General features: G+C 46.7%; 16 protein-coding genes, 1 tRNA gene and 1 pseudogene. 12 read left to right on the forward strand and 6 right to left on the reverse strand.

Annotated elements, in window-relative coordinates; genetic code table 11:
* Positions 1-27 precede the first annotated feature (27 nt).
* The 3 genes from H6G46_RS16605 (at position 28) to H6G46_RS16615 (ending at position 3,176) form a co-directional block, all read left to right on the forward strand.
* The gene (locus H6G46_RS16605; RefSeq protein ID WP_010873152.1) at positions 28-1,008 is read left to right on the forward strand and encodes an NAD(P)H-binding protein; all 981 of its coding nucleotides are present in this window, start codon (positions 28-30) and stop codon (positions 1,006-1,008) included.
* Between the two features lie 99 nt (positions 1,009-1,107).
* The gene (locus tag H6G46_RS16610) at positions 1,108-2,025 is read left to right on the forward strand and encodes an NAD(+) kinase (protein ID WP_010873153.1); all 918 of its coding nucleotides are present in this window, start codon (positions 1,108-1,110) and stop codon (positions 2,023-2,025) included.
* Entirely contained in the window at positions 2,022-3,176 is a 1,155-nt protein-coding gene (locus H6G46_RS16615; RefSeq protein WP_010873154.1) for an extracellular solute-binding protein, read from the forward strand. Before H6G46_RS16610 ends, H6G46_RS16615 begins: the two co-directional genes overlap by 4 nt.
* Before the next feature lie 35 nt (positions 3,177-3,211).
* Here the strand turns inward: H6G46_RS16615 and H6G46_RS16620 are convergent.
* Positions 3,212-3,283 (reverse strand) — tRNA-Thr (locus H6G46_RS16620).
* A gap of 97 nt (positions 3,284-3,380) precedes the next feature.
* On the opposite strand from H6G46_RS16620, the gene rdgB reads away from it, so the two are divergent.
* Entirely contained in the window at positions 3,381-3,965 is a 585-nt protein-coding gene (gene rdgB / locus H6G46_RS16625) for an RdgB/HAM1 family non-canonical purine NTP pyrophosphatase (protein WP_010873155.1), read from the forward strand.
* Positions 3,966-4,065: 100 nt separating this feature from the next.
* Here the strand turns inward: rdgB and H6G46_RS16630 are convergent, their stop codons facing one another.
* Complete coding sequence (locus H6G46_RS16630; RefSeq protein WP_010873156.1) at positions 4,066-4,404, reverse strand: P-II family nitrogen regulator; 339 nt, start codon at positions 4,402-4,404, stop codon at positions 4,066-4,068.
* Between the two features lie 302 nt (positions 4,405-4,706).
* Between H6G46_RS16630 and H6G46_RS16635 the strand changes: the two genes are divergently transcribed.
* On the forward strand, positions 4,707-5,708 hold the full coding sequence (locus H6G46_RS16635) for a DUF1517 domain-containing protein (RefSeq protein ID WP_010873157.1): 1,002 nt from the start codon (positions 4,707-4,709) through the stop codon (positions 5,706-5,708).
* A 138-nt stretch (positions 5,709-5,846) separates the two neighbouring features.
* On the opposite strand, the gene H6G46_RS18705 is transcribed toward H6G46_RS16635, so the two are convergent.
* On the reverse strand, positions 5,847-5,981 hold the full coding sequence (locus H6G46_RS18705; protein ID WP_020862253.1) for a hypothetical protein: 135 nt from the start codon (positions 5,979-5,981) through the stop codon (positions 5,847-5,849).
* Between H6G46_RS18705 and H6G46_RS16640 the strand changes: the two genes are divergently transcribed.
* Positions 5,980-6,273, forward strand: a complete 294-nt coding sequence (locus tag H6G46_RS16640) for a DUF6439 family protein (protein WP_010873158.1) — start codon at positions 5,980-5,982, stop codon at positions 6,271-6,273. The genes H6G46_RS18705 and H6G46_RS16640 overlap by 2 nt on opposite strands.
* A 17-nt stretch (positions 6,274-6,290) precedes the next feature.
* Here the strand turns inward: H6G46_RS16640 and H6G46_RS16645 are convergent, their stop codons facing one another.
* Complete coding sequence (locus H6G46_RS16645; RefSeq protein WP_010873159.1) at positions 6,291-6,947, reverse strand: phosphoribosylanthranilate isomerase; 657 nt, start codon at positions 6,945-6,947, stop codon at positions 6,291-6,293.
* Between the two features lie 100 nt (positions 6,948-7,047).
* Positions 7,048-8,040: a DMT family transporter gene (locus H6G46_RS16650; RefSeq protein ID WP_010873160.1), complete on the reverse strand. Its 993-nt coding sequence runs from the start codon at positions 8,038-8,040 to the stop codon at positions 7,048-7,050.
* A 78-nt stretch (positions 8,041-8,118) separates the two neighbouring features.
* On the opposite strand from H6G46_RS16650, the pseudogene H6G46_RS16655 reads away from it, so the two are divergent.
* Positions 8,119-8,211: pseudogene (locus tag H6G46_RS16655) on the forward strand (IS1 family transposase); the annotation flags it as partial.
* A gap of 60 nt (positions 8,212-8,271) precedes the next feature.
* Here the strand turns inward: H6G46_RS16655 and H6G46_RS16660 are convergent.
* On the reverse strand, positions 8,272-8,736 hold the full coding sequence (locus tag H6G46_RS16660; RefSeq protein ID WP_010873161.1) for an ABA4-like family protein: 465 nt from the start codon (positions 8,734-8,736) through the stop codon (positions 8,272-8,274).
* Between the two features lie 153 nt (positions 8,737-8,889).
* Between H6G46_RS16660 and H6G46_RS16665 the strand changes: the two genes are divergently transcribed.
* The 5 genes from H6G46_RS16665 to H6G46_RS16685 all read left to right on the forward strand — a co-directional run bounded on the left by H6G46_RS16665 (position 8,890) and on the right by H6G46_RS16685 (position 24,874).
* The gene (locus H6G46_RS16665) at positions 8,890-9,078 is read left to right on the forward strand and encodes a DUF2442 domain-containing protein (protein ID WP_020862251.1); all 189 of its coding nucleotides are present in this window, start codon (positions 8,890-8,892) and stop codon (positions 9,076-9,078) included.
* Between the two features lie 138 nt (positions 9,079-9,216).
* A complete protein-coding gene (pyrC, locus tag H6G46_RS16670; protein ID WP_010873162.1) occupies positions 9,217-10,245 on the forward strand; it encodes a dihydroorotase in 1,029 nt (342 codons plus the stop codon).
* A 72-nt stretch (positions 10,246-10,317) separates the two neighbouring features.
* Positions 10,318-11,130 (forward strand): class I SAM-dependent methyltransferase, encoded by an 813-nt coding sequence (locus tag H6G46_RS16675; RefSeq protein ID WP_010873163.1) that lies wholly within the window; start codon positions 10,318-10,320, stop codon positions 11,128-11,130.
* 264 nt (positions 11,131-11,394) lie between these two features.
* Positions 11,395-23,994, forward strand: a complete 12,600-nt coding sequence (locus tag H6G46_RS16680; protein ID WP_010873164.1) for a SwmB domain-containing protein — start codon at positions 11,395-11,397, stop codon at positions 23,992-23,994.
* A gap of 145 nt (positions 23,995-24,139) precedes the next feature.
* Positions 24,140-24,874 carry a YoaK family protein gene (locus H6G46_RS16685; protein WP_010873165.1) on the forward strand — a complete coding sequence of 245 codons (735 nt, stop codon included), beginning with the start codon at positions 24,140-24,142 and terminating at the stop codon, positions 24,872-24,874.
* Positions 24,875-24,915 lie beyond the last annotated feature (41 nt).

Raw genomic sequence — 24,915 nt, forward strand, 5'->3', positions numbered from 1 at the left:
GTATTAAAATTTGTAAAGAAAATTAAAATGCGAGTTTTGGTGGTAGGCGGCACAGGAACCCTCGGCAGGCAAATTGTTCGGCAGGCGATCGACCAAGGTCACACCGTTGTTTGTCTGGTTCGTAGCCTAAGAAAGGCAGCTTTTCTTAAAGAGTGGGGCGCCACCATCGTGGGGGGAAATATTTGTAAGCCGGAAACTCTGTCCCCAGCCCTGGAAAATATTGACGCAGTGATTGACGCTTCCACCGCCAGGGCCACCGACTCCCTCACCATTCGCCAGGTGGACTGGGAAGGCAAGCTTAATTTAATTCGAGCAGTGCAGAAAGCGGGTATCAAAAAGTTTGTCTTTTTCTCCATTTTGCGGGCGGCCGAATATCCCAAAGTGCCCCTGATGGACATCAAAAATTGTACCGAGAAATTTTTAGCCCAAACGAATTTGGACTACACCATTCTGCAACTGGCGGGTTTCATGCAGGGGTTAATTGGTCAGTACGCTATTCCCATTTTGGATAATCAATCGGTTTGGCAAACCGGCGAGAATACCCCGATCGCCTACATGAACACCCAAGACGTGGCTAAGTTTGCAGTGCGGGCGGTGGAATTGGACAGTGTGGCCCGTAAAACCTATCCAGTGGTGGGCAGTCGGGCTTGGGGGGCAACGGAAATTATTCAACTTTGTGAAAGAATGTCTGGCAATAATGCCCGTATTTCCCAGGTGCCCATGGCGGTGCTCAGATTTATGCGGAGCTTTACTCGCTTTTTCCAGTGGACCTATAACGCCTCCGATCGCCTAGCGTTTTCGGAAGTGCTGGCCAGTGGTAAAGCTTTAACGGCGGACATGGCTCCGGTGTACGAACAATTTGGCCTTGATCCGAAGGAAACCACCACCCTAGAATCCTACCTACAGGAATACTTTGGGCGCATCATCAAGAAGCTCAAAGAACTGGACTATGAGGTTAACCCGACCCAAACCGAAGGCAAAAAGAAGAAAAATAATTTCTTTTTCTAGTTTGACTAGTTTGATTGACAATTTGATACTTTTAGATAATCTCGTTTTCTATTCGATTTTTCCGCTCCCTGTTCCCTGACTCCCTAGGATCTCGCCCCTGTGCCAAAAGTCGGCATCATTTTCAACGACGATAAGCCCACCGCCTGTAGCGTTGCCCAAGAATTGCAGGAGCAACTGCAACAGAGTGGGTTTACAGTGGCGATGGAAACCGGATCCGGTGGCCTGTTGGGCTATTCCCAGCCCGATCGCCCCATTTGCCATACCCGCATTGAACATCTGACTCCGCCCCATTTTGATGAGTCCATGCCCTTTGCCATTGTTCTGGGGGGAGACGGCACAGTACTATCAGCTTTTCGTCAGTTGGCCCCCCTCGGCATCCCCCTGTTGACCATTAACACAGGGCACATGGGTTTTTTAACGGAAATTTACCTCAACCAACTACCCACGGCGATCGAGCAGTTAATCAACGGTGATTACCAAATTGAAAGCCGCTCCATGATGACAGTGCGGTTAATGCGGGAGGAAAACCTTTTATGGGAAGCGCTCTCCCTGAACGAAATGGTATTGCACCGGGAACCCCTCACCAGCATGTGCCATTTTGAAATTCAGGTAGGCTACCATGCTTCTGTGGACATTGCCGCCGATGGCATTATTGTTTCCACTCCTACGGGTTCCACGGCCTATTCCCTTAGCGCTGGAGGCCCAGTGGTTACCCCCGATGTACCAGTGTTTCAGTTAGCGCCCATTTGCCCCCATTCCCTGGCTTCCCGAGCGTTAGTATTTTCCGACCTAGAACCGGTGACCATTTTTCCCGCTACTCCCAACCGCATGGTGTTGGTGGTGGATGGCAATGGCGGTTGTTATGTGTTGCCAGAAGACCGGGTGCATTTATCAAAATCTCCCTATCCTGCCAAGTTTATTCGCCTGCAAACGCCAGAGTTTTTCCGGATTCTGCGGGAGAAATTGGGCTGGGGGCTGCCCCACATTGCTAAACCAACATCGGTGGAGTTGCCATGAATTTACCCTGCTATTCCCGCCGCCATTTTCTCCAGTCCGCCGCCGCTGTCGGCCTTGCCACGGGTCTAGGAGGCTGTTGGCCTGGCCAGGGCAGTAGCAAAGAAGTGCAGTTTTTGAACCGTTCCCTGCCGCCCCAGTTAATTAACCAATTTCAGCGGCAGTTTCCCCAAGCTAAGGAATTAAATTTCAAGGCGATCGCCAATCTGCAGAGTTTGTTCGACAATTTACAAACCTGGCACAATGCCCAAAATGCAGATACTTCCAAGGGACTGTGGGGCAGTGGATCGAGGGCAAATCAGACCCCAAAAGCCCAGTTGGTCACCGGGGGAGATTTATGGTTGGAACGGGTAATCAAAGAAAAGCTCATTCAACCCTTTGTCCCCGACCAATTGAGCCAATGGTCTAGTCTGCCTCCACGGTGGCAATTGTTGGGGCAACGCAATGACCAAGGCTTACCGGATCAAAGCGGCAAAATTTGGGCTGTTCCCTACCGTTGGGGGCCCACCATGATTATTTATCGCCAACAACCATTTGCTGATTTAGGTTGGCAACCGACCGATTGGTCTGACCTCTGGCGGCCAGAGTTAAAGCAACGCATTGCTCTGGTGGATGATCCCAGGGAGGCGATCGGTTTGACTCTGAAAAAGCTGGGTTATTCCTACAATGTCACCAACCCCAAAGCTGTTAATGCCCTACCTTCCGCTTTGCAAGAATTGGCGACCCAAGTGAAGTTTTACAACAGTAAATATTATCTCCAAGCTCTACTCAATAAAGATGTATGGTTAGCAGTGGGCTGGTCAAACCAAATTATTCCTCTGCTGAGAAATCAGTCAGAACTCAGGGCGGTTATTCCTAGTTCCGGTACATCCCTCTGGGCTGATCTCTGGACTATGCCCGCTGAGATGGAGGCGGCTGAAATTACCTATGAATGGTTAAATTTTTCCGCCCAGCCTTCCAGTCTAGAGCAGATGGCAACTTTCAGTAATGCCCTGGCGGTGCCCTATCAAAACCTGGAGGTTTCCGCCCTGAGCACTAACCCTTTATTGGCTTTTTCACCGGAGTTACTGGAGCGTTGTGAATTTCTCGCGCCCCTGGACATTGCCACCGTCAACCAATATAAGCAACTCTGGCAAACCATGCGGAGTGCTTAGACGATGATCAATGATAGGTTAATGAATTCAAAATAAGCTGGTGACGGGATTTGAACCTGCGACCGACTGATTACAAATCAGTTGCTCTACCACTGAGCTACACCAGCATCTCTGATACAGAATAGCAGAAGATTAACCCAGAGGGTCTGGCTAATTTTTGTCCCCGAAAAACTTTTTTAACGATCCGTAAAACCTAGTAAAACCATGCCTACTTTAATTGTCGCCACGGGTAACCCCGGTAAATTAGCCGAGATGCAAACTTACTTAGAGCCCCTTGGTTGTCAATTAACCCTTAAGCCAACGGAAATTGAGGTGGAGGAAACCGGCAGTACATTCTATGAAAATGCTTGCTTAAAAGCTTCCCAGGTAGCAAAGGCCGTGAATCAATGGGCGATCGCCGATGATTCTGGTTTGGCAGTGGATGCTTTGGATGGGGCACCGGGTTTATATTCCGCCCGTTATGGCAACACCGACAGGGAAAGAATTGCCAAATTGCTCCAGGCTCTAGAAGGGGTAAGCCAAAGACAAGCTCAATTCATTTGCGTGGTGTCGATCGCCGCCCCCGATGGCAGTATTCAACTGAGTACTAAAGGCATCTGTTCAGGGGAAATTACCCATAGCCCAAGAGGCGATCAGGGTTTTGGCTATGACCCAATTTTTTGGCTCCCGGAGCACAAAAAAACCTTTGCAGAAATGACAAAGGTAGAAAAACAGAAAGTGAGCCACCGGGGAAAAGCGTTTAACAAACTCATCCACCAGTGGCCTGGGTTGAAATTTGACAGCTTTTGATGGCAGTGACAGGAAAGTGTCTGGGGCCAAGAGAACAAAACCGAGACTTGTCTCAATCTGCCCAACATTAACGGCAACCGGAAAGCTAATCTCAAAAAGATTAAATAGCTTCGGTATCCTTTTCCCCTGTCCGAATCCGTACCACCGAATCCACCGGGCTGATGAAGATTTTACCGTCACCGATTTCCCCGGTGCGGGCCGCCGATACCAACTTGTCAACAACCATGTCAACCTGTCCTTCGTCGACGACAATCTCAATTTTGAGTTTTTGGAGAAACTCAACAGTGTATTCAGAGCCACGGTAACGCTCTGTTTGACCTTTTTGACGGCCAAAGCCCCTAACTTCAGAAACCGTCATACCAACGATCCCTGCATTAACCAGCGCAATTTTGACTTCGTCTAGTTTAAAGGGGCGAATAATCGCTTCTACTTTTTTCAAACCTGGTACTCCTCGTGCAATGATCTGGTTGTTGTCTTATTTATAAGGCTAGCCAGACACTTTTAACATGTTCTCCAAAAGTTTTTTTGTAAAAATCAGTACCGTTTGGCAGCGCCCATGGCCGGAGATGAGGCATTTTAGTGACAATTGCAAGTACAAAATCCCTGCTCTTTCGTCCGAAGAATCCGTTACCCTAGAGGAGTGAACGGCACTATGTTTAACTGACAGGCTTGAATCTACCCTGGATTTGGTGAACCCTTGACCAGGGAGTCCTAGCCGGAATATCGAAAAACTTTTCCTCTATGCTTAAGATGCTCAAGAATTTACCTCTACCCAAAAATATTACCTGGCGATCGGTCTGGATGCGGGGCACTTCAGTGGTAATTATTTTTGTCCTGGCCTTTACCCTAGTTTTTACCCCCACCTTTGAAGCTGAAGCTCGCCGGAGTGGTGGCCGCATTGGTGGTGGCTCCTTCCGAGCCCCTAGTGCCCCCAGTCGTAGTTACAGCGGTCCTAGTGGTGGCTCCTATCGTTCCGGTGGAACCTATGGTGGTGGTGGCTTTGGTTTTCCCTTCATCATTCCTTTTTTTGGCTTTGGTGGGGGATTCGGCGGCATCTTTGGCATTTTAGTGATGATTGCGATCGCCAACGTAGTTATCAATGCCATCCGTAATGGTGGTGGCAGCAGTGGTGAAGGGGGCGGTGGCCTGGCGGCCAGCAGCGATCCCCAAGTGGGCATTGCCCAAATTCAGGTGGGGTTACTGGCCAGTGCCAAGGAATTGAAAAAAGAACTGGATGAATTGGCCCTGTCTGCTGATACTGGCACTGCCAATGGTCGTTCCCTAGTGCTCCAGGAAGCTACTTTAGCTCTGCTCCGCCATCCTGAATATTGGGTTTATGGATCTAGTCAGAGTGACAAGGTGCGCTTGAGTGCTGCTGAGGCTGCCTTTAATCAATTAGCTCTCACCGAACGGAGTAAGTTTACCGACGAAACCCTGAGCAACTTTAACAATCAGCTACGTCAAGGGGGAAGGGCAACCGCCATTGGTGGAGATAGTCCCGATGCAGTTCCCGATGGTGCGGGAGAATATATTCTGGTGACCATTATTGCCGCAGCCTTGGGCAATTTGAACTTGCCGGCAGTGAATGATTCCAGTCAGTTAAAACAATCCTTGCAAACTTTGGGCGGTATTAGTAGCGATCGCCTGTTGGCCATTGAGGTGCTCTGGACGCCCCAAGAAGAAGGGGATACCCTCACCAGCAACGACATTATCAGCGAATATCCAGAACTCAGGCTGGTGTAGTGGTGGGAGCGATTCCTTGCCCATAGCCAAAAAATACATATTTGAGTGAGCCTGGGGAACTTTGCCTGGGCTTTCTTTTTTGGGCAAAATTTATCCAGAATATGCCGGGGAAAACTTTTTGCCTCTGGGGGAATGGGTCTAATGCCATAATTTTCGGGGCAAGGGAGCAAGGGCAATTTCCAACAGGCGCCCGGCAAAAAAGGTAATAATCAGAGCAGTTACCCCGCCGTCCATGGCTTGGTGGCCATAGTTTTCCCCGTAGCTTGTAACCATGATTCCCTTTGCTTCCCAAACCTCCTCCCTCGTCAGTCACCCCGAACTTTCTGCCCTAGAACTGGCCCAGGCCCTAGCGGAAAGATTGGCGATCGCCCCCCAGGATTGGCATCGTTTAAAGGGTAATCGTCAAGCCCAGGCCGGACAAGAATTGGCAGCGGCATTGGTGTATCTACTCAAAGATAATCCCCAGGAAGCCTTAACCCATGTGCAACAGGCAGAAGGTTGGTTAGACCGCAGTTTGAGTGCGCCTCCCTGTCCGACCCACGGCAATCGGTCTCAAAAAGCCTAGGTTTTTCCAGAATAATTTTAGTGCTGCAAAATTGCTAGGGCGTCCAACTGAGCCCTTAACTGGGCAACTTTGGCCACATCCTTATCCGCCGGGCCCTGTTCCACGCCACTGGAAAGGTCAATGCCGTCAGGCTGGAGTAAATTTAAGGCTTCTTGAACATTGCTAGGAGTTAATCCCCCCGCCAACCACCAGGGCAGGGGCGGCCGAAACTGCTGTAGCTTTTGCCAGGGTAGGGTTTGCCCAGTACCTCCCAATTGTTCTGGATGGTAAGCGTCGAGCAGGAGGACATCCACGGCATTGTAATAGGCTTCAGCCCGTTCTAAATCTGCCGATCGCCGGAGTCGGAGAGCTTTGATCAATCGGTGTTGGGGAAATGCTTGTTTAACCTGGCGGCAAAAGTCGGGGCTTTCATCGCCGTGGAGTTGGATACCGTTCAGACTAGTTTGGGCTAAAAATTCCCCCAGTTTAGGGAGGGAAACATTGGCAAATACTCCGATCGCCGATCGCTTGTTATGGGCAGTTAAGCTTTGCAAAACCAGTTCAATTTCCCTGGAGCTGACGTAACGGGAAGAAGCTTCCACACAAATAAATCCCAGGGTGGTGAATCCCAAAGCGGCGATCGCCTGGGCTTGGGCAGGATGGCGTAAACCGCAAATTTTTACCTCCATGGCCATAGGGCAAATTTCCTGGGGATTTTAGGTTGAATAGTGAATAAACAGATGGAAATGTTCTAAATTTTAGGAAAATTGTTGAAATAGGCTCAACAATCGCAAATTAATCGTTAATTACGGGTTTACGAACCAAACTCCAAATGTCTCGCAGTTGTATCTTTAACTGCTCCCGCTGGTTGATTAAATAAATACTCACCAACGTAAAAGCAACCCCTAACCACTGCAGAGAGCTAAGTTGTTCCTCCAAAATCAAGTTACTAAAGCTGAGGGCAAAAATGGGCGTTAAAAAAGTCAGGGAACTCAAGCTAGTCAAATTGCCCTTAGATGCAAGGTAGAAAAAAATGCCGTAGGCAATGGCACTGCCAAACACTGTTGCATAGGCGAGATTGCCCCAACCCCAGAGGTCAATGTTCTGCCAAGGTTCAGAATCTTGCACCAAGGCGATCGCCAACAGGGGCAAACCACCAATGATCATATGCCACCCCGTAGCTACCACCGGGTCCACCCGACGACTAACAAAGGGAATCAGCACTGTGCCCACCGCCATGGAGAGGGACGCCAACAACATCCACAGTTCCCCGCTACTACCGAGGGCGGAACCACTCCAATTAATGCTTAAACCCTGGAGATGCCAAAGCTGATAAAACCATTCATCCGGCAGCCCAATTAGGCTAATGCCTCCCACCCCTAGTAAGAGTCCCAGCCAGCCAATGCCGCCAATTACTTCTTTAAATAACCAACTGGAAAGTAATGCCACGGCGATCGGTTGGGAATCAATAATCACTGAGCCCAAGCCTGCCCCTGTGCGCTCCAACCCCTGGGCTAAAAATCCTTGAAAAAGAGTACCGTCCACCAGGGCAAATAAAATAATCCAGCCCCAGCCCTGCCAATTCTGGGGTTGGGGACGTTTCTGTCCCATGGCCCAGAGCAAGACTAAGATTCCGGCTGGTATGAGGCGCACCGTTGCCACAAAAAAAGGCGTGGTATCTGCCAGAACCCCCTTCATGGCCACCATGGCCGTTCCCCAAAGGAAAAAAGGCGCAATTAGGGTTAACCCAGAACGGATGTTGGTATTTGTTTTTGATTCAATTTGCATTGGCGGGGGGGTAATGGAGCAGGTATGGCCATCCTCCCATTGTATGTATAGTTTTGTTACAAAGCTATGGCCAAGGCAATAGTTGATATCACCATGGCAATATTTGCCAAATTTAGGGTCAATGGTAACATAGAACTATTACGCAACTGGCGCCTTTCATTACTTTCTTGAAACTCTCGAATAATTTATAGCAAAAAGGGGCAGACCTATGCCCCGATGTATTATATGCGATTAACCAATCTCCGTTTGGGGCGTTTCCATTGTCGAGTCATTCCCCTTGCCCCATTGTTTAGTAATGGCCGCCGTGAGCAGATGGGACAACAGACCAATGGGCCCAGCGAATAAACATAAAATGAGGGAATGTACCGTCCAAACCCCAGTTTCTCGCCCCTGCCAATAAATCCAGCGACCCACAAACAAATCCATCACCAGATAGTGGACCCAACCCACAGCCATAATTTTTTCGTCAGCAAAAGCTTGGGCAATAACGGACAACTCCGGACTGGCCAACGCCGCCGCCGATTCGGACCCCAAGGAACCGATAAATAAAAATAGATAAACCGCAGCTAAAATGGCGATGGGGAGCAGGGACTTCATCACTTTTTCCGTCCATTGCCACCGTGGCAGTAGAATCATCAAGCCCCAAAACGGCAACACAAACACATTGCTGAGATTAAAAAGTAGTTCAGTAGCCATTTTCAATAACAGTTGCTTACCAACAACTCGACAGAACAATTTAGAGTATAAAAGAATTTACAGAATCATGCCGAGTAGGCAGTCCCTTAAAGTAACAGGTAAGTGTTTATTAAGTTCTGTCGCTAAGGAAAAATTCAACCATTTGAGTAAGCTATGCTACAAGATATTGTTGCTGTTAACCCTCTCAAAAACTACAAGCTTTATTTACGCTTTGAAGATAATCAAGATGGAATAGTTGATATTCAAAAACAAATTGAATTTACAGGTGTATTTGAGCCACTTAAAGACCTTGAATATTTTGCTCAAGTCAAAATCAATCCGGAACTTGGAACTATTCAATGACCCAATGGAGCCGATTTAGACCCCGATGTGCTGTATGAAGTAATTACCCGATCGCCGTCTCCAAGCCCCCTAAATCTTGAAGTTTAAGGAAGGGGAAAAAGACTTTTAACTAAACCTAAACCAGCTTATGATTAAGCCATGGAAAAGCTTACCATCACTCGACCCGACGACTGGCACCTGCATCTACGGGATGGAGCGGCCCTGAAAGCAGTTCTACCCCACACTGTCCGTCAATTTGCTAGGGCGATCGTCATGCCCAATTTGAAGCCTCCGGTGCGTTCCGTGGCTGATGCCGCCGCCTATCGGGAAAGGATTCTCGCCGCCATACCTGCGGGAGGCCAGTTTGAACCGCTGATGACCCTTTATCTAACGGATAATACTAATCCCGAAGAAATTATTGCGGCCAAAGCATCCCAGTTTGTTAAAGCAGTAAAATACTATCCCGCTGGAGCCACCACCAATTCTGACTTTGGCGTCACGGATATCCATCGATGTGATGCAGTGTTGGCAGCCATGGAACAGGTGGACTTGCCCCTATTACTCCACGGCGAAGTAACGGACAGTAATATTGATATTTTCGACCGAGAAAAAGTATTCATTGAAAAATATTTAATTCCTCTCAGGGAAAAATTTCCCCGGCTGCGGGTAGTGCTGGAACATATTACTACTTCAGATGCAGTGCAATTTGTTTTATCTGCTAATAATATTGCAGCCACTATTACGCCCCAACATTTACTATTTAGTCGCAACGCTTTATTCAAAGGTGGCATTTGTCCCCACTTTTATTGCCTGCCAATTCTGAAGCGGGAAGAACATCGTTTATCATTGCTACACGCGGCCACATCTGGTAATCCTAAATTTTTTCTCGGCACTGATAGTGCTCCCCACGCTCGCAATAGTAAAGAGAGTTTATGTGGCTGTGCTGGTTGCTATTCTGCCCTCCATGCTATGGAGCTATATGCCGAAGCTTTTGAAAGTGTTAATTCCCTGGATAAGCTAGAAGCCTTTGCTAGCTTTTATGGCCCAGATTTTTACCAATTGCCCCGTAATACAGCACAAATTACGTTGATGAAAAACCCTTGGCGTATTCCTGCTGAATTACCTTTCCCTGAATCTGGATTGGTGCCTCTGCGGGCCGGCGAGGAAATAACTTGGCAAATGGTGTGATCCAAACGGGTAAAGTGGAGTGAAAATTATTAATAGTAATTACATGAATTTGCTTTTTATTGAGTCACAATCATGACATACTTTGCCAGCGACTTTCAAGACTTAGATAACTCTGGAAACATTGAAAACTTTATCCGTTGTCTGGAATTGCAACAGTCACTGGACTTGTATAAATATTACAAACAAAAAACGTTTGAGAAAATGCAGTTAAAGCCCGGTGATTCAGTGCTGGAAGTGGGATGTGGCACTGGCAATGATGCCCTTTTATTGGCTAATTATGTAGGGGAAACGGGTAAAGTTACAGCGGTGGATCGTAGTCAATTTATGCTTGACCAGGCAAGAGAGCGGGCAAAAAATTCCACCACTAAGTTTGAATTTGTTTTAGCTGATGCAGAGCAATTACCTTTTCCCGGTGCTAATTTCACTGCGGCTAGGGTTGACCGCACTCTGCAACACATTGCCCAGCCCCAAAAGGCGATCGCCGAAATGGCCAGGGTTGTACAATCTAATGGTTGGGTAGTGGCCTTTGAGCCGGACTGGGAAACGTTGGTCATCGATTCTGACCAGCGGGGCGTAACCCGTGCAATTACCAATTTTTGGTGTGATAACTTTCCTTCTGGCTGGGTGGGTCGCTATCTGTTTAAATACTTCCGGCAGGCGGGGCTAACTGATATTGCCGTTGACCCCATTACCATTTGCCTGACTGAGTTTGAATTAGCTGATAAAATTTTGGACCTATCTCGGACGGTGGAAAAAATTAGCGAACAGGGAACAATCAGCCAAAATGATCTTACCCTTTGGTTCAAGGCGATTGACCAAAATGATCAAGCGGGAGAATTTTTCTGCGCTTTTACGGCATTTTTAGTTAGGGGCAGAAAGCCTTAGTTAGTTATTAGTATTAAAAATTAAAACTCCTGTATTTACCCGATTATTTGGCGGTGATGATTAACCATTAAGTAATATTACTAAGAATGATCATTTTCCCAACTGCTATGACTTGAAAATTAGTGGTTTTCACTGTTGTTTCGCTATAATGACGGAGAGCAAAGAGGAAATCGGCGGAATAGTAACGTAATATCTCAGTATTGAGCAGTCAAGCCAAATAAAAGCCATTGGTTTTGCCTATCTTCCCAGCAATTAATCGAACTTATGACTATCAATTTGGCCGATCGCCTGTCTGCGCTCACCACAGATTCAGCAGGAACGACCCATGTTGTGTGGGTGGAAAATACCAGTCTTTGGCACGCTGTCTATGATCCGAACTCCGCCATGTGGGTTAATGCCCAGGTGATCGCCAATGTGGGTAATCAATCCCTCACTAGTCTAAATTTAATCGCCAATGACAAGTTAATTCAGCCCCCTGGTAATAACAGTAACGCCGCTCCGGCCCCTGGTTTAGTGGTGGTTTATCAACAGGGCAGTGGCAATGACAGTGATATTTTTTACACCGCCGCTCGTTACAACTCCGGGGGCAGGACGGAATGGTTAAGCACTCCCCAGGCCCTAACTTCAGACCAAGTGGGAGATTTGGCCCCCAGGGCGATCGCCGAAGAAAATGGCACAGTGCTTGTAGTAGGGCAAAAAGTTGATGCAGAGCAAGCTAAAAACCAAGCCATCCGAGAGGATACAGATCTCTATTATCAAAGTTTTACAGTCAACCAAAATCAATTTAGCAGTAATCAAAATTCCCCTGCTAGCGGCAATATTATCCAGGGAAATTCCTACAATTATTTAGGTCGTAATCGCAATGCCCCTGCCGCCAGTTATGAAGTTCTTAGTGCAGGGGAAGCAAGCTTTCTTGGCAACAAACCTACCTATCAAGGATTAGGATTAAATTGGAACGCATCCAATGAATTTAATATTAATGCCCTTTCACTTATTCTTGCTAAAAAATTAGGACAAGAACCAGAGAAAGTTTTAAAAAGCATGTTCGGCCCTCTAATTTTATCTATCTCTTTGCAGGGTTCATCGGGCAATAATCCCGAATGGAGTTTGTTTGGGGGCGGTGAATCAACCAAAGGGAGGTTACTACTGAATTCCCTGGCTACCGTAGGGAGAAAACAAAGACGGAATGTTGGCAATAGCGAGGATAGTAATCGTTTTGATAAATGGAGAAGTCAGGGAAGAGGTGCACTTTCTCCGGATTCTCAAGAAGGGTTTGATTTATCCTTTACGTTGTCTTCTCTGTATAGCTATGGCAACAGTAATGGTAATTCTGACGGTAAATTTCCCCTTTATTTGGAAACTGGAGGAGCATTAGCTAGTTTAGCGGGGTCTATTCCTTTATTTGGTTTTGATGATATCTTAAATCGTGGTCTAAATTTTAACTTCGGCTTATTTTTTAATGCCGGTGTAGCTCTGCAATGGCAGGTTGCCCCAAAAGATCCCGGTAATTATTTTCCCCTATTAGCTCCATACCTTGATTTAAGCGGTAACACAGACCGTTTATTTATTACCGATGGTTTTTACAATGCTTTACCGACCTATTCTGAAGTAACAGCAGCTCTAGCTTTACTGTCTAATCTGGAAGCGGCCTTTGCTTCCATTGATCAAAATAGTTCTGTAGAGCTGGAATCTTTACTGGTGGGAATTCCTGTTACATTAGGCTTTGAAGGAACCCTTGAAATTCCCTTTATTTTTAAGCTATTTGGTTCCATTGGCTTCTTTGCTGATGGTACTTTTACTATCAAAGGAGATACTCCCTCTTCCATTACCATTGGTGCTCCTTTCAATCTTACTGTCAGTCTGCTTGGTCTTATTGGTGCTAGGATTGCAGGATTTCCCACTTGGACGCAAACATTTGCTGCTTCTTCATCTCAAAATAACCAAACTGGGCTGGAAGCGAATAATACTGCTAGTGTTGATGGCTTTTTGCTCACCATTAATCTTGCTCAATTCCTGGAGCCTAATCTTAGTCTTAATCCCACAGACTTTACTGTCACCGTTACCAACGCCAATGGTCAAATTTCCACTATTCCTGTGTTTGGAGTGGTGGTTCAAACTGATAGCCAAAGTAACAACAGTGAAGTTATTTTACGACTAGAGCAGGAAATCCCCTACACCACCGTAAATGGCCAGCCTTTTTCCAATATTATTGTTAAGTACAGTGGCAATCAATTAGGTAACTTTACCAGTAGTCCCGTTGCCCTTCAATCTCCCGACACTCTAATTTATACCTATAATCCCACCAGTGGTACAGGAAATGACTACACCCAAAATAATCAACAGATTACTATTGCTTTTAACGGTCCACTAGACCCGGATATTCTGCCTACTGAGAATCAATTACTCAATTGGTTTGCGGTCACCAACAGCAGTAATCAAGCCATTGCTATCACTGATGTAGCGGTCAATCAAAGCAGAATTGTTTTAACCCTTGCTTCCAATACCGCCATTAACCCTGGTGAAATCTATACTGTCCAGTACAATCCTGATGCCAATAGTGACCAACAACTTAAAGCTGCCAATCAGAAAACTATCACAGCTTTTACCGTTAGTAATGGCACTGCTCCCACTGCCTGGGGGTTGATTAATCGTACCTTTGCCGGTGTTATCAATGTCCAAACCCAACCGGTACTGAGTAATTTAACCAGTGACTTTGCCCAGGACACTTCCCCCGCCTTAGCCCTCACCAGTCAGGGGGACATCTTATTAGCTTGGAGTAGTGACACCCCTCCCATTACTCCCATTTCCGTTTTAGCAGAAGGCGATTATCTTTACCTTGTCTTTGCCGATAATCTCAAAAATGACTCGGCTAATCCCCCCAGTAACTCCCAATTTACGATTAAAACTAGCGATGGGAATACCACTACTCCCACCAACGTTTCCCTAGCCCAAAATACCATTACCCTAACCCTGACTAATTCTGTTAATGCTAGCCAAATTGTTGAAGTTAGTTATAGCTTAAGCGGGACTAATCTCACTTCTAATCTGTATCTGGCTGATGCCACAAATACAAGCTTTTGGGTTCCTGATTTCACCAACTCTGTTCAATCCGCTGGCAGTACTAGTACTGCTCCCACCAGTTTGTTAGGGTCGGTAATTTCTAACCTGATCACCATTCCCTTCAATCAGACCCTAAACGTCAATCAAATTCCCAATGGCGGTCAATTTCAAGTCACCGTTAATGGCAATAGCACCAGTCCCATTACCGTCACCAGCGTCACCGTTGCTGATACTTCTATCACCCTGGTTTTAAATCAGATTATTGGCCAGGGTCAATTGGTCACCATTACCTATACCCCTAACTCCAATGGTGAAAATAACTTAGTTAGCAATACTGGCACTCCCCAAACCGTTGCATCCTTCAGCACCAACAACTTTTTAACCACCGCTTCTAGCACAGGTACGGTTATTAAAACGGCATTTTCTCCCTTTGGGGACAGTGGTATTTCCTCCATCACCACTATTCCTGGCACTACCGGTATTAATTCGGATGTTGTGGCCACGCTTTACCAAAATCCCAGCACCAAAGCATTGCAAAACGTTGTAGCTTGGGTTAACGTCGATACTTCCGCCCTCTCTCTTAAGACCATTCCCGGGCAAAACTACGGCCCCAATGAAGCGGCCTTGATAACCACTGCCGCTCAGCAATCGGACATCTACTATGCGGTGCTTGGCCCCGATAATCAATGGGGTTTAGCCGCTCCGATTTTCTCCAGCCAACCAGGACAGGACCAAAAAGTAACATTGGGAGTTGGCCCTGGGGGCAATTTACTGGCGGCTTGGTTGAATACCCAACTGGATAGCGATGGTGATCCCAATACCACTATTCAGTTAGCGACTTTTAATGGTACTACGTGGACTAATCCAACAATCCTAGGCGGAGCAAATGCCGGCATCAATCCCAATAGTTTCAGTGAATTAAGTATTAGTTCCATTAATGGACAACCAGCGATTTTCTGGACGGAAAGCCGGCCCCCTTCCTACAGCAACTTGGTATCAGAGCAGAATCCTTTGGTTTATCTACGGCTAGGGGAATTGAGCGGCACAACGGTTATTAACCAAGGGCAATTATCCGTGGCAGGAAATGGCACCTACAGCACGGCTGGTTATACTCTGGGCCAGGTGGGGGCGCTGGAAAATACTAACACCAATACAGGGGACTTTAACCCCGCCGTGTTATTCAATGGTGGCGGGATAACAATCAATTCGCCAGTACCTGTTTCCGTGCAAGGTTTTTCGGTGGAATTTTGGTTCAAATTACCAACGTCTGACGGAGTAGTGGGTTTGGCTAATTTGGCCGGGGTATTTGATCTGAGTTTGAATGAAGATAGCTTAACTTTTACCTTGAATAATGGGAGTAACCCCCAGATTAGCGGCACTGTTACCACTGGTAATTGGCATTATGTGGTGGGAACTTATGATCCTGTTAAACAAATTCTTGACCTTTACCTCGATGGTCAATTGGTAAATACTCTAGAAAATATTGCTTTTGCCAATTTGCCCCAGTCGGGAACGCTAACTTTAGCGGGTAGTGGTGGGTCTGTTTATTTGGATGAATTTGCTTTTTATAATTCGATTCTTTCCTATGTTGATAATGGTTCTAGCCCTAGTTCAAGTAATAATAATTTTCTCAATTTAACGGGTTCCCAACTAATTAACGGAATTTGGGGGGTTAACGAAGTCGGTTCCCACTATCAAGCTCGCTTTTTTGAGCCAGTGACAGCGGGACCAGAAACTAACTACAGCGTTTGGGACAGCAGTGGCAATAGTTGGCAAAGTCCCGTTAGTATTAACCCCGTTGATGAAGTCGTTCCTACCATTCTTTCGGCAGCCAATAATCCCATTTGGGACATTGTTTCTGCTAATCCTGCTGGTAATAATAATGCCCAAATTGCTCCCAACGGTAACCCCGATACCATTTTTCAAGTTAACTTAACCGGGCAACAGGGAAGTGAGATTACTGGGTTTACTGTAACTACGTCCAATAATCAACTCTGGACTGTAGGCACAGATGGCACAGGTAATGCGTTTAGTGAGAGCTGGCAGCTAGGGGTAATTCTAGCGGAGAACGCAGATAGTACGACGCCCCAATTGGAGTTCATTTCTGGGGATAAGTTACTCAATAGTCTGAATCCTGGAGCTACTTTTTCCCATCGGGTTATGGGGGCAACGGAAACCTTTACCATTTTTGTGGATACAGAGGGTAGTCCCCTAACTTCCCCTGCCACAGTCAATATTTACCTCCAGGGGCAAACTGACCCTATTACCTTTACCTCCCTTTCCCCGATTCCCAACCAAGGTGGCCCCGTATCGGCTAACAGTCCCGATTATTTAGACAACCAAGTTCTCGGCATCGCCACCATCAAAGAAGCTAATGATGCCTCCCTTTCCTTGGTGGACAGTGGCTTTGTGATTGATACCGATAATCCGGCGATCGCCGCAGTGATGGCCAGTGGTTTTAGTAATGGGGCTTTGGCCTATGTGGCCGTGGGCAATCGGGGTTATACAACCCAGGGCAATGCCGTACAGGGGTCAATCCAGATTTTATTTGCCGGGGGCGATGTTTTAAGCCAAAAATCCACCCTGCCTTTAACCACCACGGATTTATCGGGCAATGGGGACGGGGTGCTAATTACGGGCATTACCGACGCCGGGGATATTAATAATAATGTGCCTATGGCTTTAGTGACGGGGGATGTGGACGGGGATGGCGTAGATGATTTGGTCATTGGGAATGCCAACGCCAATGGGGGAACGGGAAGCATTTATGTGATTAACGGCCATTATCTCAATGGCCTGAAGGGCAAAAATCAAATTATTGATCTCAGTAATGCCAGTAACTGGACTAGTGATCAGGGTTTTGTGATTGATGGAGTGGATGCCGAGGGCGGGGCTGGTTTTTCCGTGGCGATCGGCAATTTCACTGGTAATGACCCCCAAATTGCCTTTGGTGCTCCCTTTGCCAAAAACGGTAATGGGGTGGCGGTGGGCAAAGTCTATCTTGTTTCCCCCAGTAATCCTAGTCAACTTTCCCCCATCCATATTGGCAACACCTTTAATCTGACCAATCCCCAAAATCCTGCCCAGACTGTGACCGTGGGAGAAACGGCCGGCTACAGCTTGGGGGTTTCCCGTAAAATTTCCGGTGGCCCGGTCACTTTCACCAACAACTCTGGCGACGATCTATTTATCGGTTCCTCCACCTACGGCGTACAAGTCAGTAACCAATGGGTGGGCAAAAGTGCTTTACCGTCGAACAACCAGGGCAATTATCCCGATACTACTATGATCGCCGCTGGAGCAGTCCATGTGTATTCCCAGACCAGTAGCCAGCCCTTTGGCAAAGTGGCTACCTATACTGGGCCTAATATTCCTGCCGCCAATGGAGTAGGGGCAAACTATTTGGCCGGAGCGGCCATTTCCCTAGGGGACTTTACAGATTTAGACGGGGATGGCCATCAGGATTTAGCAATTTCTGCCTTGGGAGTTAATGGCAGTGCGGGGGCGGTTTATGCACTTAGCGGCAGTAAATTTACCCCTTCCAGTTCTCTCCAAGCCCTCAATGAAGCAGGTAATTTAATCATTAATGGCGGCATTGCTGGGGGTCGGGCCGGCATGACCATTATGACCCCAGGGGATGTGAACGGCGATGGTTATCAGGACTTTTTAATTACTGCCCCCCAAGCAGGCAACGGCACAGGGCAAAGTTATTTACTGTTTGGCCCCTTGGATTTATCAACCGAAATAGTACCGATCATTGAATTAAATGCGATCGCCAATGACAGTAAACAAGTTTTTGTATTGAATGGCAGTTTGCCCAATCAACTAGCAGGAACAGCAGTAGTTAGTTTAGGGAATATCACGGGCACACAAGGGCCGAACAACAGACCCATTGATAGCTTTTTAATCAGTGCCCCCAATGCCCAGCAATTTTATGTGGTTTTCGGTCAGCCTTGGTTGGCCGCCGATGGCAGTCTTAATTTGGCGGATGTTGCTTCCGATAACGGTTTTGTCATTGATGGCAATTTAATTGGTAATCCTCCCACCACGTTTGAAACTACATCCCAGTATATTGACACCACCCCGGCAATTCTTATCAATGGCTCCAACCTTTACCTAGCCTATAAAGGTTTCGGTGGCAATAACCAAATTTATTTCACCGTCAGCACTAATAATGGTCAAAGTTGGAACTCGGAAGTACAGTTACCTCAATCTGCCCAAACTATTTTTCCCCCGGCGATCGCCTTTTTTAACAATGTTTTATACCTGGCCTATGTAGATGGTAACAACGGGTTAAATATCATCACTAGCCAAGATCAAGGCCAGACCTGGAATGCTCCTTTGGCCTTGGGGGGCACTTCTTCCACACCGCCGACCCTGTTTGTTTACCAAGGAACCCTGTCCCTACTTTTTGCCGCCAACAACTCAACTTCCACCGTTCTGCAATTTTATTTAAACAGCAGTAATGAATGGATTTACGCCAACGAAATTGGTAGTAACCAAACTGCTATTAGTGCTATCAGTGCCACAGTGTTGGGGGATACCCTCTATCTGGTTTACAAAGGAGGAACTAGAAATACCCCCAGTACTCTTGACTACATAACATCCACCACCAACGCCGATCTTTCCGCTAACGATTGGAGCAGTATTCCTATTCCTGGAGTGAGTTCCCAGGGCGGCCCCAGTCTTACCAATGACGGCACCAATCTCTATCTGAGCTACCTCGACAGTAGTAATCAACTTAACTTCGTCAGTTCCGGTAATGGCATTAATTGGTCATCGCCCCAAGTCATTACCAACAACATCAGTCAGTCCCCGCCGGCGATCGCCTTTGCCAACAATGAACTTTATTTAAGCTATCCCGGCCCCCAAGGTTCCCAAGAACTGAATGTAACCAGTTTTCCCCTTCCCTTTACAGGCAGTATCCTGGGCAACGGTAGTTTAGTTCGTTTCCTGGGGGATGTTAACGGGGATGGGTTTGCCGATGTTTTTTCGGGTGGAACTAATGCCGGCGCAATTATTTTTGGGAACAGCACCAAAGATTTATTAACAACCGCCAGTGGCAGTGAAGATTTAGTGATTTCCGTTCCCAATGCTACCCTTCGGGACGTGATTAGTGTCGGTGATTTTAACGGTGATGGCATTAAAGATTTGGGAGTTTTAGATGGTAACGGCAATTTTTATGTTGTTTTGGGCAATACCAGTCTTGGGGACTTAAAAACATTAAGTATTACCTCCAGTTCCTCCCCTGTGGTCATTAATCAAGTGGGGGGCGTGACCAAATCCATGGCCATTGGTGACTACAACGGTGACGGCTATGACGACGTACTTTTGTGGGGAGATAACGGCAATCAGGTAGCTTGGGGGAATTCCACAGGAGTACTAAACAGTTTTACCAATATTGATTATCCCGAAACCCAAACAACAGCCACAGGGGTGGATCTCAACAGTGATGGTATTCCAGAAATTGCCATTGGTAGTGACGAAAGGAAAATAGCAGGGCAGATTTCCACCAGCGGCAGTTTTTCCCTATTGCCCACTCCCACCACTTCCTCTGTAATTAATACCCTGGCGGCGGCCAATCAATTAGAAAATATTGGCGACTTCAATGGAGATGGCATTGCGGATTTAGCAGTCCTAGCTTCCAATTATTATGCGGCGGCGATCGGGGAACCGAATAATCTGCCCAATTATTTGAGTCGGCCCGGCAATCAAGGGGGCGTTTTTATCTTCTACGGGAATAGTAATGGTCTAAGCAATACGGCCCAACCCGATGTTATTCTGGCAGCTCCCTTCACCAACCCCAGTGGACAGATCAGTACCTATCAACTGTCCCGCATTGCCCAGGCAGGGGACGTTAATGGGGATGGTTTTGATGATTTATTAATTAGTTCCCCCTACACCGTTGATGCGGAAAATAATCAGGGCGGTGTGTTTGTGGTTTTCGGCGGCGATGACTGGAATAATCAACCCTTCGATTTAGGGCAGTTGCGGGCCAATCAATCCCAGGGTTCAAATCCCAGGGGTTTTGCCATTGATGGTTCGCCCAACTCCCAAGCGGGTATCGCCCTGAATGGCGGAGGGGATATTAACGGTGATGGTTTTGCAGATTTTATTATTGGTGCTCCTGGTGAAAACAATCTGCAATATAACCAGCAGATTGTGTTTATTGAAAATGGCGAACTTAGCGATGATGATAAATATAGTTATATCCTCTACCTTGACGGTAACCAAACGATTCAAATGGGGGGAGGTGATTGGCAAGCCAATCAAGTTTGGACCAATCAGGTGGCCACCAATTGGAATAACAGTAGCCGACCGCCCGAGGCAGTTATTGGCCAATCCAATGGCGATATTTGGTACTATCCCGGTGGTAATCAAAACTGGCAATCCTGGGGCAAACTTCCCGCAGAAATAAACGAGTTAGCAGTTAATTGGAATACGAGCGGTAATCCCCAAATCATTGCGGGCCTGGGGGGCAAGGGCGGGATTGAATACTACAACGGTTCAACCTGGGTTAACAACGGCCCTTACCAGGGAGACGGTTGGCGGTCTGCCATTACCCAAATGGCGGTGCAATGGGGGGAGGATGGATCTCCGTCCCAAATTGTTGTTGGTTTGGCTGATGGGGCGGTGATCTATTACAACACCCAGTCCGGTTGGCGAACCATTAATAATTTTGGCAAAAGTGTTACCCAGTTATCGGTGCAATGGCAGGAAGCTAGTAATCCCAATATTGTGGTTGGCTTGGATAATAGCGAGGTGCAATATTACCAGGGCAGTAACGGTGTCTGGACTCAATTCCACGATGATGGCTGGGTTTATCCCGTACAACAACTGGCCGTGCAGTGGACTAGCAATGACGCTCAACCCTTAGTGGTGGTGGGTCTGGGGGATGATAACGGCAACAATGGCTCCGTCTGGTATTACCAAGGCTCCGGGGAACAGGGCGGGTGGACTTTCCTTTCCGGTCTTCCTTCGGGAGCGGCGATCGCCCAAATGGCGGTGCAATGGAATTTTAGTTCTAGTCCCAATCCCCCCAACAATGTTAATGATTTAAAAATAGTGGTGGGGCAAGCCGATAGTACGGTGAGTTACTACAACGGCAATGGTTGGACTGCCACCCCAGCCATTAACTCCAGCTTGCAAATTCCCACCCTAAATGCCATAACCGTCCAGTGGAGCGCCAATGGCCAGCCCCAGATCACTGTGGGCTTGGGAGATCCTGAATACGACAACGGCCAACTCTGGTATTTGCCCAACCCCAGTCAGTCTTGGCAGGAATTGCAAGGATCGGTCAACTACGCTTCCCCCATTACCCAGATTGATAGCTCCTGGACGGAATCCCTCGTTCCCAACAGTCAAACTGATAATCTCAGCTACGTTTTCTTTGGCAGTGACTTTAACGACACGGTGAATCAAACGGGCACTATTGGTGATGATGTGATGGTGGGCAGTGCCACGGGGGAAAGCTTCCTGGCAGGGCAGGGGGATGATCAAATTTTGACCAAGGGTGGTTTGGATGTGGTCTATGCTGGCCCCGGTGATGACTGGGTTTCCGTCAGTGATACCTATTTCCGTCGGTTAAATGGGGGCACAGGATTTGATATTTTAGCTTTGCAGGGTTACAACGGCCAAAACTGGGATCTAACTACCCTTTCCCCTGGCCTGCGGTTACAGGATTTTGAAACCATTGATATTCGGGATTATGGTGCAAATCAATTAACCCTTAATTCCCTCAGCGTTATTAATTTGTCCAGCAATAATACCGTTATCGTCTTAATGGATGAAAGCGGTGATAGTTTGCAGTTAAGCAGTGACTTTGGTGCGGACGGGACGACTTATCAATACGGACAAAGATTCTATCAATATAAATCGAATAATTCCGCCGCCATTGTCTTAGTTAATCAGCCAACAATGCCAAGTTTTACCGCTCCAAGTCAGAATAAGCCCCAGCCTGTTTTACCGAATGGCAATGGAACAAGCAATACAGCAGCTTTAAATACCAATATTGCTAATACGGGTAATGCCAATACCGGCAATTTTAATGATGAAAATATCAACACAGGCAATGCTAATACCGGCAACTTTAATAACGGAAATACCAACACAGGCAATGTCGGAGATATAAATATTGCTACAAAACTATTTGTTTCCAGTCCTACAGCTTCTGAAGCTTTGGGGGAAGTTGACTTCACCATTGAACGGACAGGCGATCTAGACAAATATGTTGTTGTCAGTTACCTAACCCAGGATATGGATGGCAAAGCAGGCGATCGCTATTTACCAGTAGCAGGACAGCTAGTATTCAAACCTGGGGAGACAAAAAAAACGATTAAAGTTAAAGTTCCTAATGATAGTATTTACACAGGAGACAAACAATTTGGCCTGTTGGTTTCCCTGTTGGAAGAAGGGTTACAGCCAGGGAATGGGGAACAAGCATTTTTCTTAGCTGCTGATGCCAATGGTTCCCAAATTCGCAATTGGAATTATCTCCCAGGAGAGTCAGCAAATAGTTTAACAGGGGGCGTAATTAACTTCTCTACCACCGTTAATGCTGGTCAAGCCCTAGTTAAGTTAGATGTTAATGGCTTAGCAGAATTTAATGACTTTGGCAGTTATAACCCCGTAGCCGGCAACTATGAATCCTTGATGCTCAATGGCATGACGGGAGCCAAATTTACCAACTTTGATAACGAAAATAATCCCCAGGGTCTAGAGCTTCAACTTTGGGATGGCGATCGGGGTGATGCCGATGGATTAACCAATGGCTTAGTGCAAACTAAAGGCTATTTGGGCAGGGTGATTCCAGGCTTAATCAGTAATGACAACCGAGTTTTCTGGGCTCCCACCAGTGCCGATGGCCAAGTGCAATTAAGGCTAATTAATAGTCCTAACCAAAATTATGCCATGGGCTGGATTGAGGTGGATGATACCAATGGTTCCATCGATGGTCTGTTGCCGGATGATCCAAGTTATGAAGCGGCCGCTTTAGCTCGTAAGCAGCTTATTTTCAGCGATCAAAATGGTGCTTCCACAAAGGCACTAACCCGTAGCTTAGCCCAACAAAGCTTTACTAATGTTGATAATTTAATTGCAACAGAGTCACAGTTTTTTGGTGATTTTAGCAACGCAAATTTAGAACCAAACCGTTATTACATTCTCTACAGTCAACAGGGGGATGAAACTACTTTTTCCATCGATACTGCTCCCATCATAGAGACCGATAGCCGCGGTTATCATCAACTAAACTTTGCTGGTATCACTGCCGAAATTGGCTCCAAAACTTTGGTGGTGCCAGGGGTATTGGGTCAGTCCGTCACTGCCGAAGTTTCCATTAGTCGGGCTGGGGCCTATGATAATGCCATTGCTTTGTACAAAGTCGACAGTCTGACTGGGGGATTGGACCTTAATGGCGATCGCCAAATTGATCTCAAACCCGGTGATTCAGGTTATACCGAAGCGGCATTAGGTCGTGCCCAAGCTCCCTTAACTGGTGTTAGCTTAACTGCCCCCGATGGCTTTTTCAGTACTACTCAACAGACGGTTAATTTGTTAGGTAATCAGATGTACGGCATGGTCATTATTCCCAATAGCACCATTGCAGAAGTTCTGAGTCAAAATCCCAGTAATGATCCCAACTTCGGTCCGGTTGCCCTGTTCTCTTTCAATGGAGCTAACCACAATGGCATCAGTCAAATGTCACGTTTAGGTAGTAACCTTTTCGGCTTTGAAGATATGGTAGGTGGCGGCGATCAAGATTATAACGACTTGATTTTGCAATTCGACTTTTTACCTGCTTAAAAATAAGCAAAAATAAGCTACCCTGAGTTGTTAAACTTTGTTTTTTCCATATAACTTAGTCCAACTCAGTCAACGTAGTTTAGCCTATAATTTACTCCACTGATTGACGCTACAATGACGTAGTTTTGCTAGGCAACTATGGACAATGAAACTATTATCAAGTGGGCAGTTAGTTGCCGGTGTATTATTCAGTGGGGTGGCTGGTTTTATCGATGCGGCTAGCTTTTTAGGGCTCAATGGTCTGTTCACTTCCCACATCACAGGAAATCTGGTCATTGCCGCAACGGAAATAATTGGGGTAGGGGGAGAAGCCCTTTGGGTGAGGATTGCAGTCATTCCAGTTTTTATGTTTGCGGTACTCCTAACCACCGTTCTTGCCCGTCGCCATCAACTACGTTTAGCCTATTTAATCAGTTTAGAAACTTTAGTTTTATTACTATTTACAATCAGTGCCGTTGCCTTGGATCCACCTCACCATAAATCGGTTAATAACTTACCATTGTTTGTGACTGGTTCTTTGGGAGTATTTTCCATGGGCATGCAAAATGCACTAATGCGGGAATCTTTGGGACACATTGCCCCTACTACTGCCATGACCAATAACCTAACTCAGTTCACCATGGATTTGGCATTGACTAGCAGCTTACAAAGTCATGCTCAACTACAACTATCCCTTCAAGATCTTGATGCTTCCCGCACCAGATTAATTAAATTTGGTAGCTCCTTGCTTGGATTTACCGTCGGTGCTATCTGCGGTGGAGTATTAACCGCTAAGTTTGGCTTAATTTCCCTATGTTTTCCCCTGACGTTGATGATATTTTTATCGTTTAAAGTGGAGTTTGTCTTTGGAAATAATCGCCTTGACGACAAGATAAAATAAAAATCTAAAGCAAAGGCCCTGTATGCTATCAAAGAATCAGG

It is taken from the genome of Synechocystis sp. FACHB-908 (assembly GCF_014698595.1).
Taxonomy (GTDB): Bacteria; Cyanobacteriota; Cyanobacteriia; order Cyanobacteriales; family Microcystaceae; genus Synechocystis.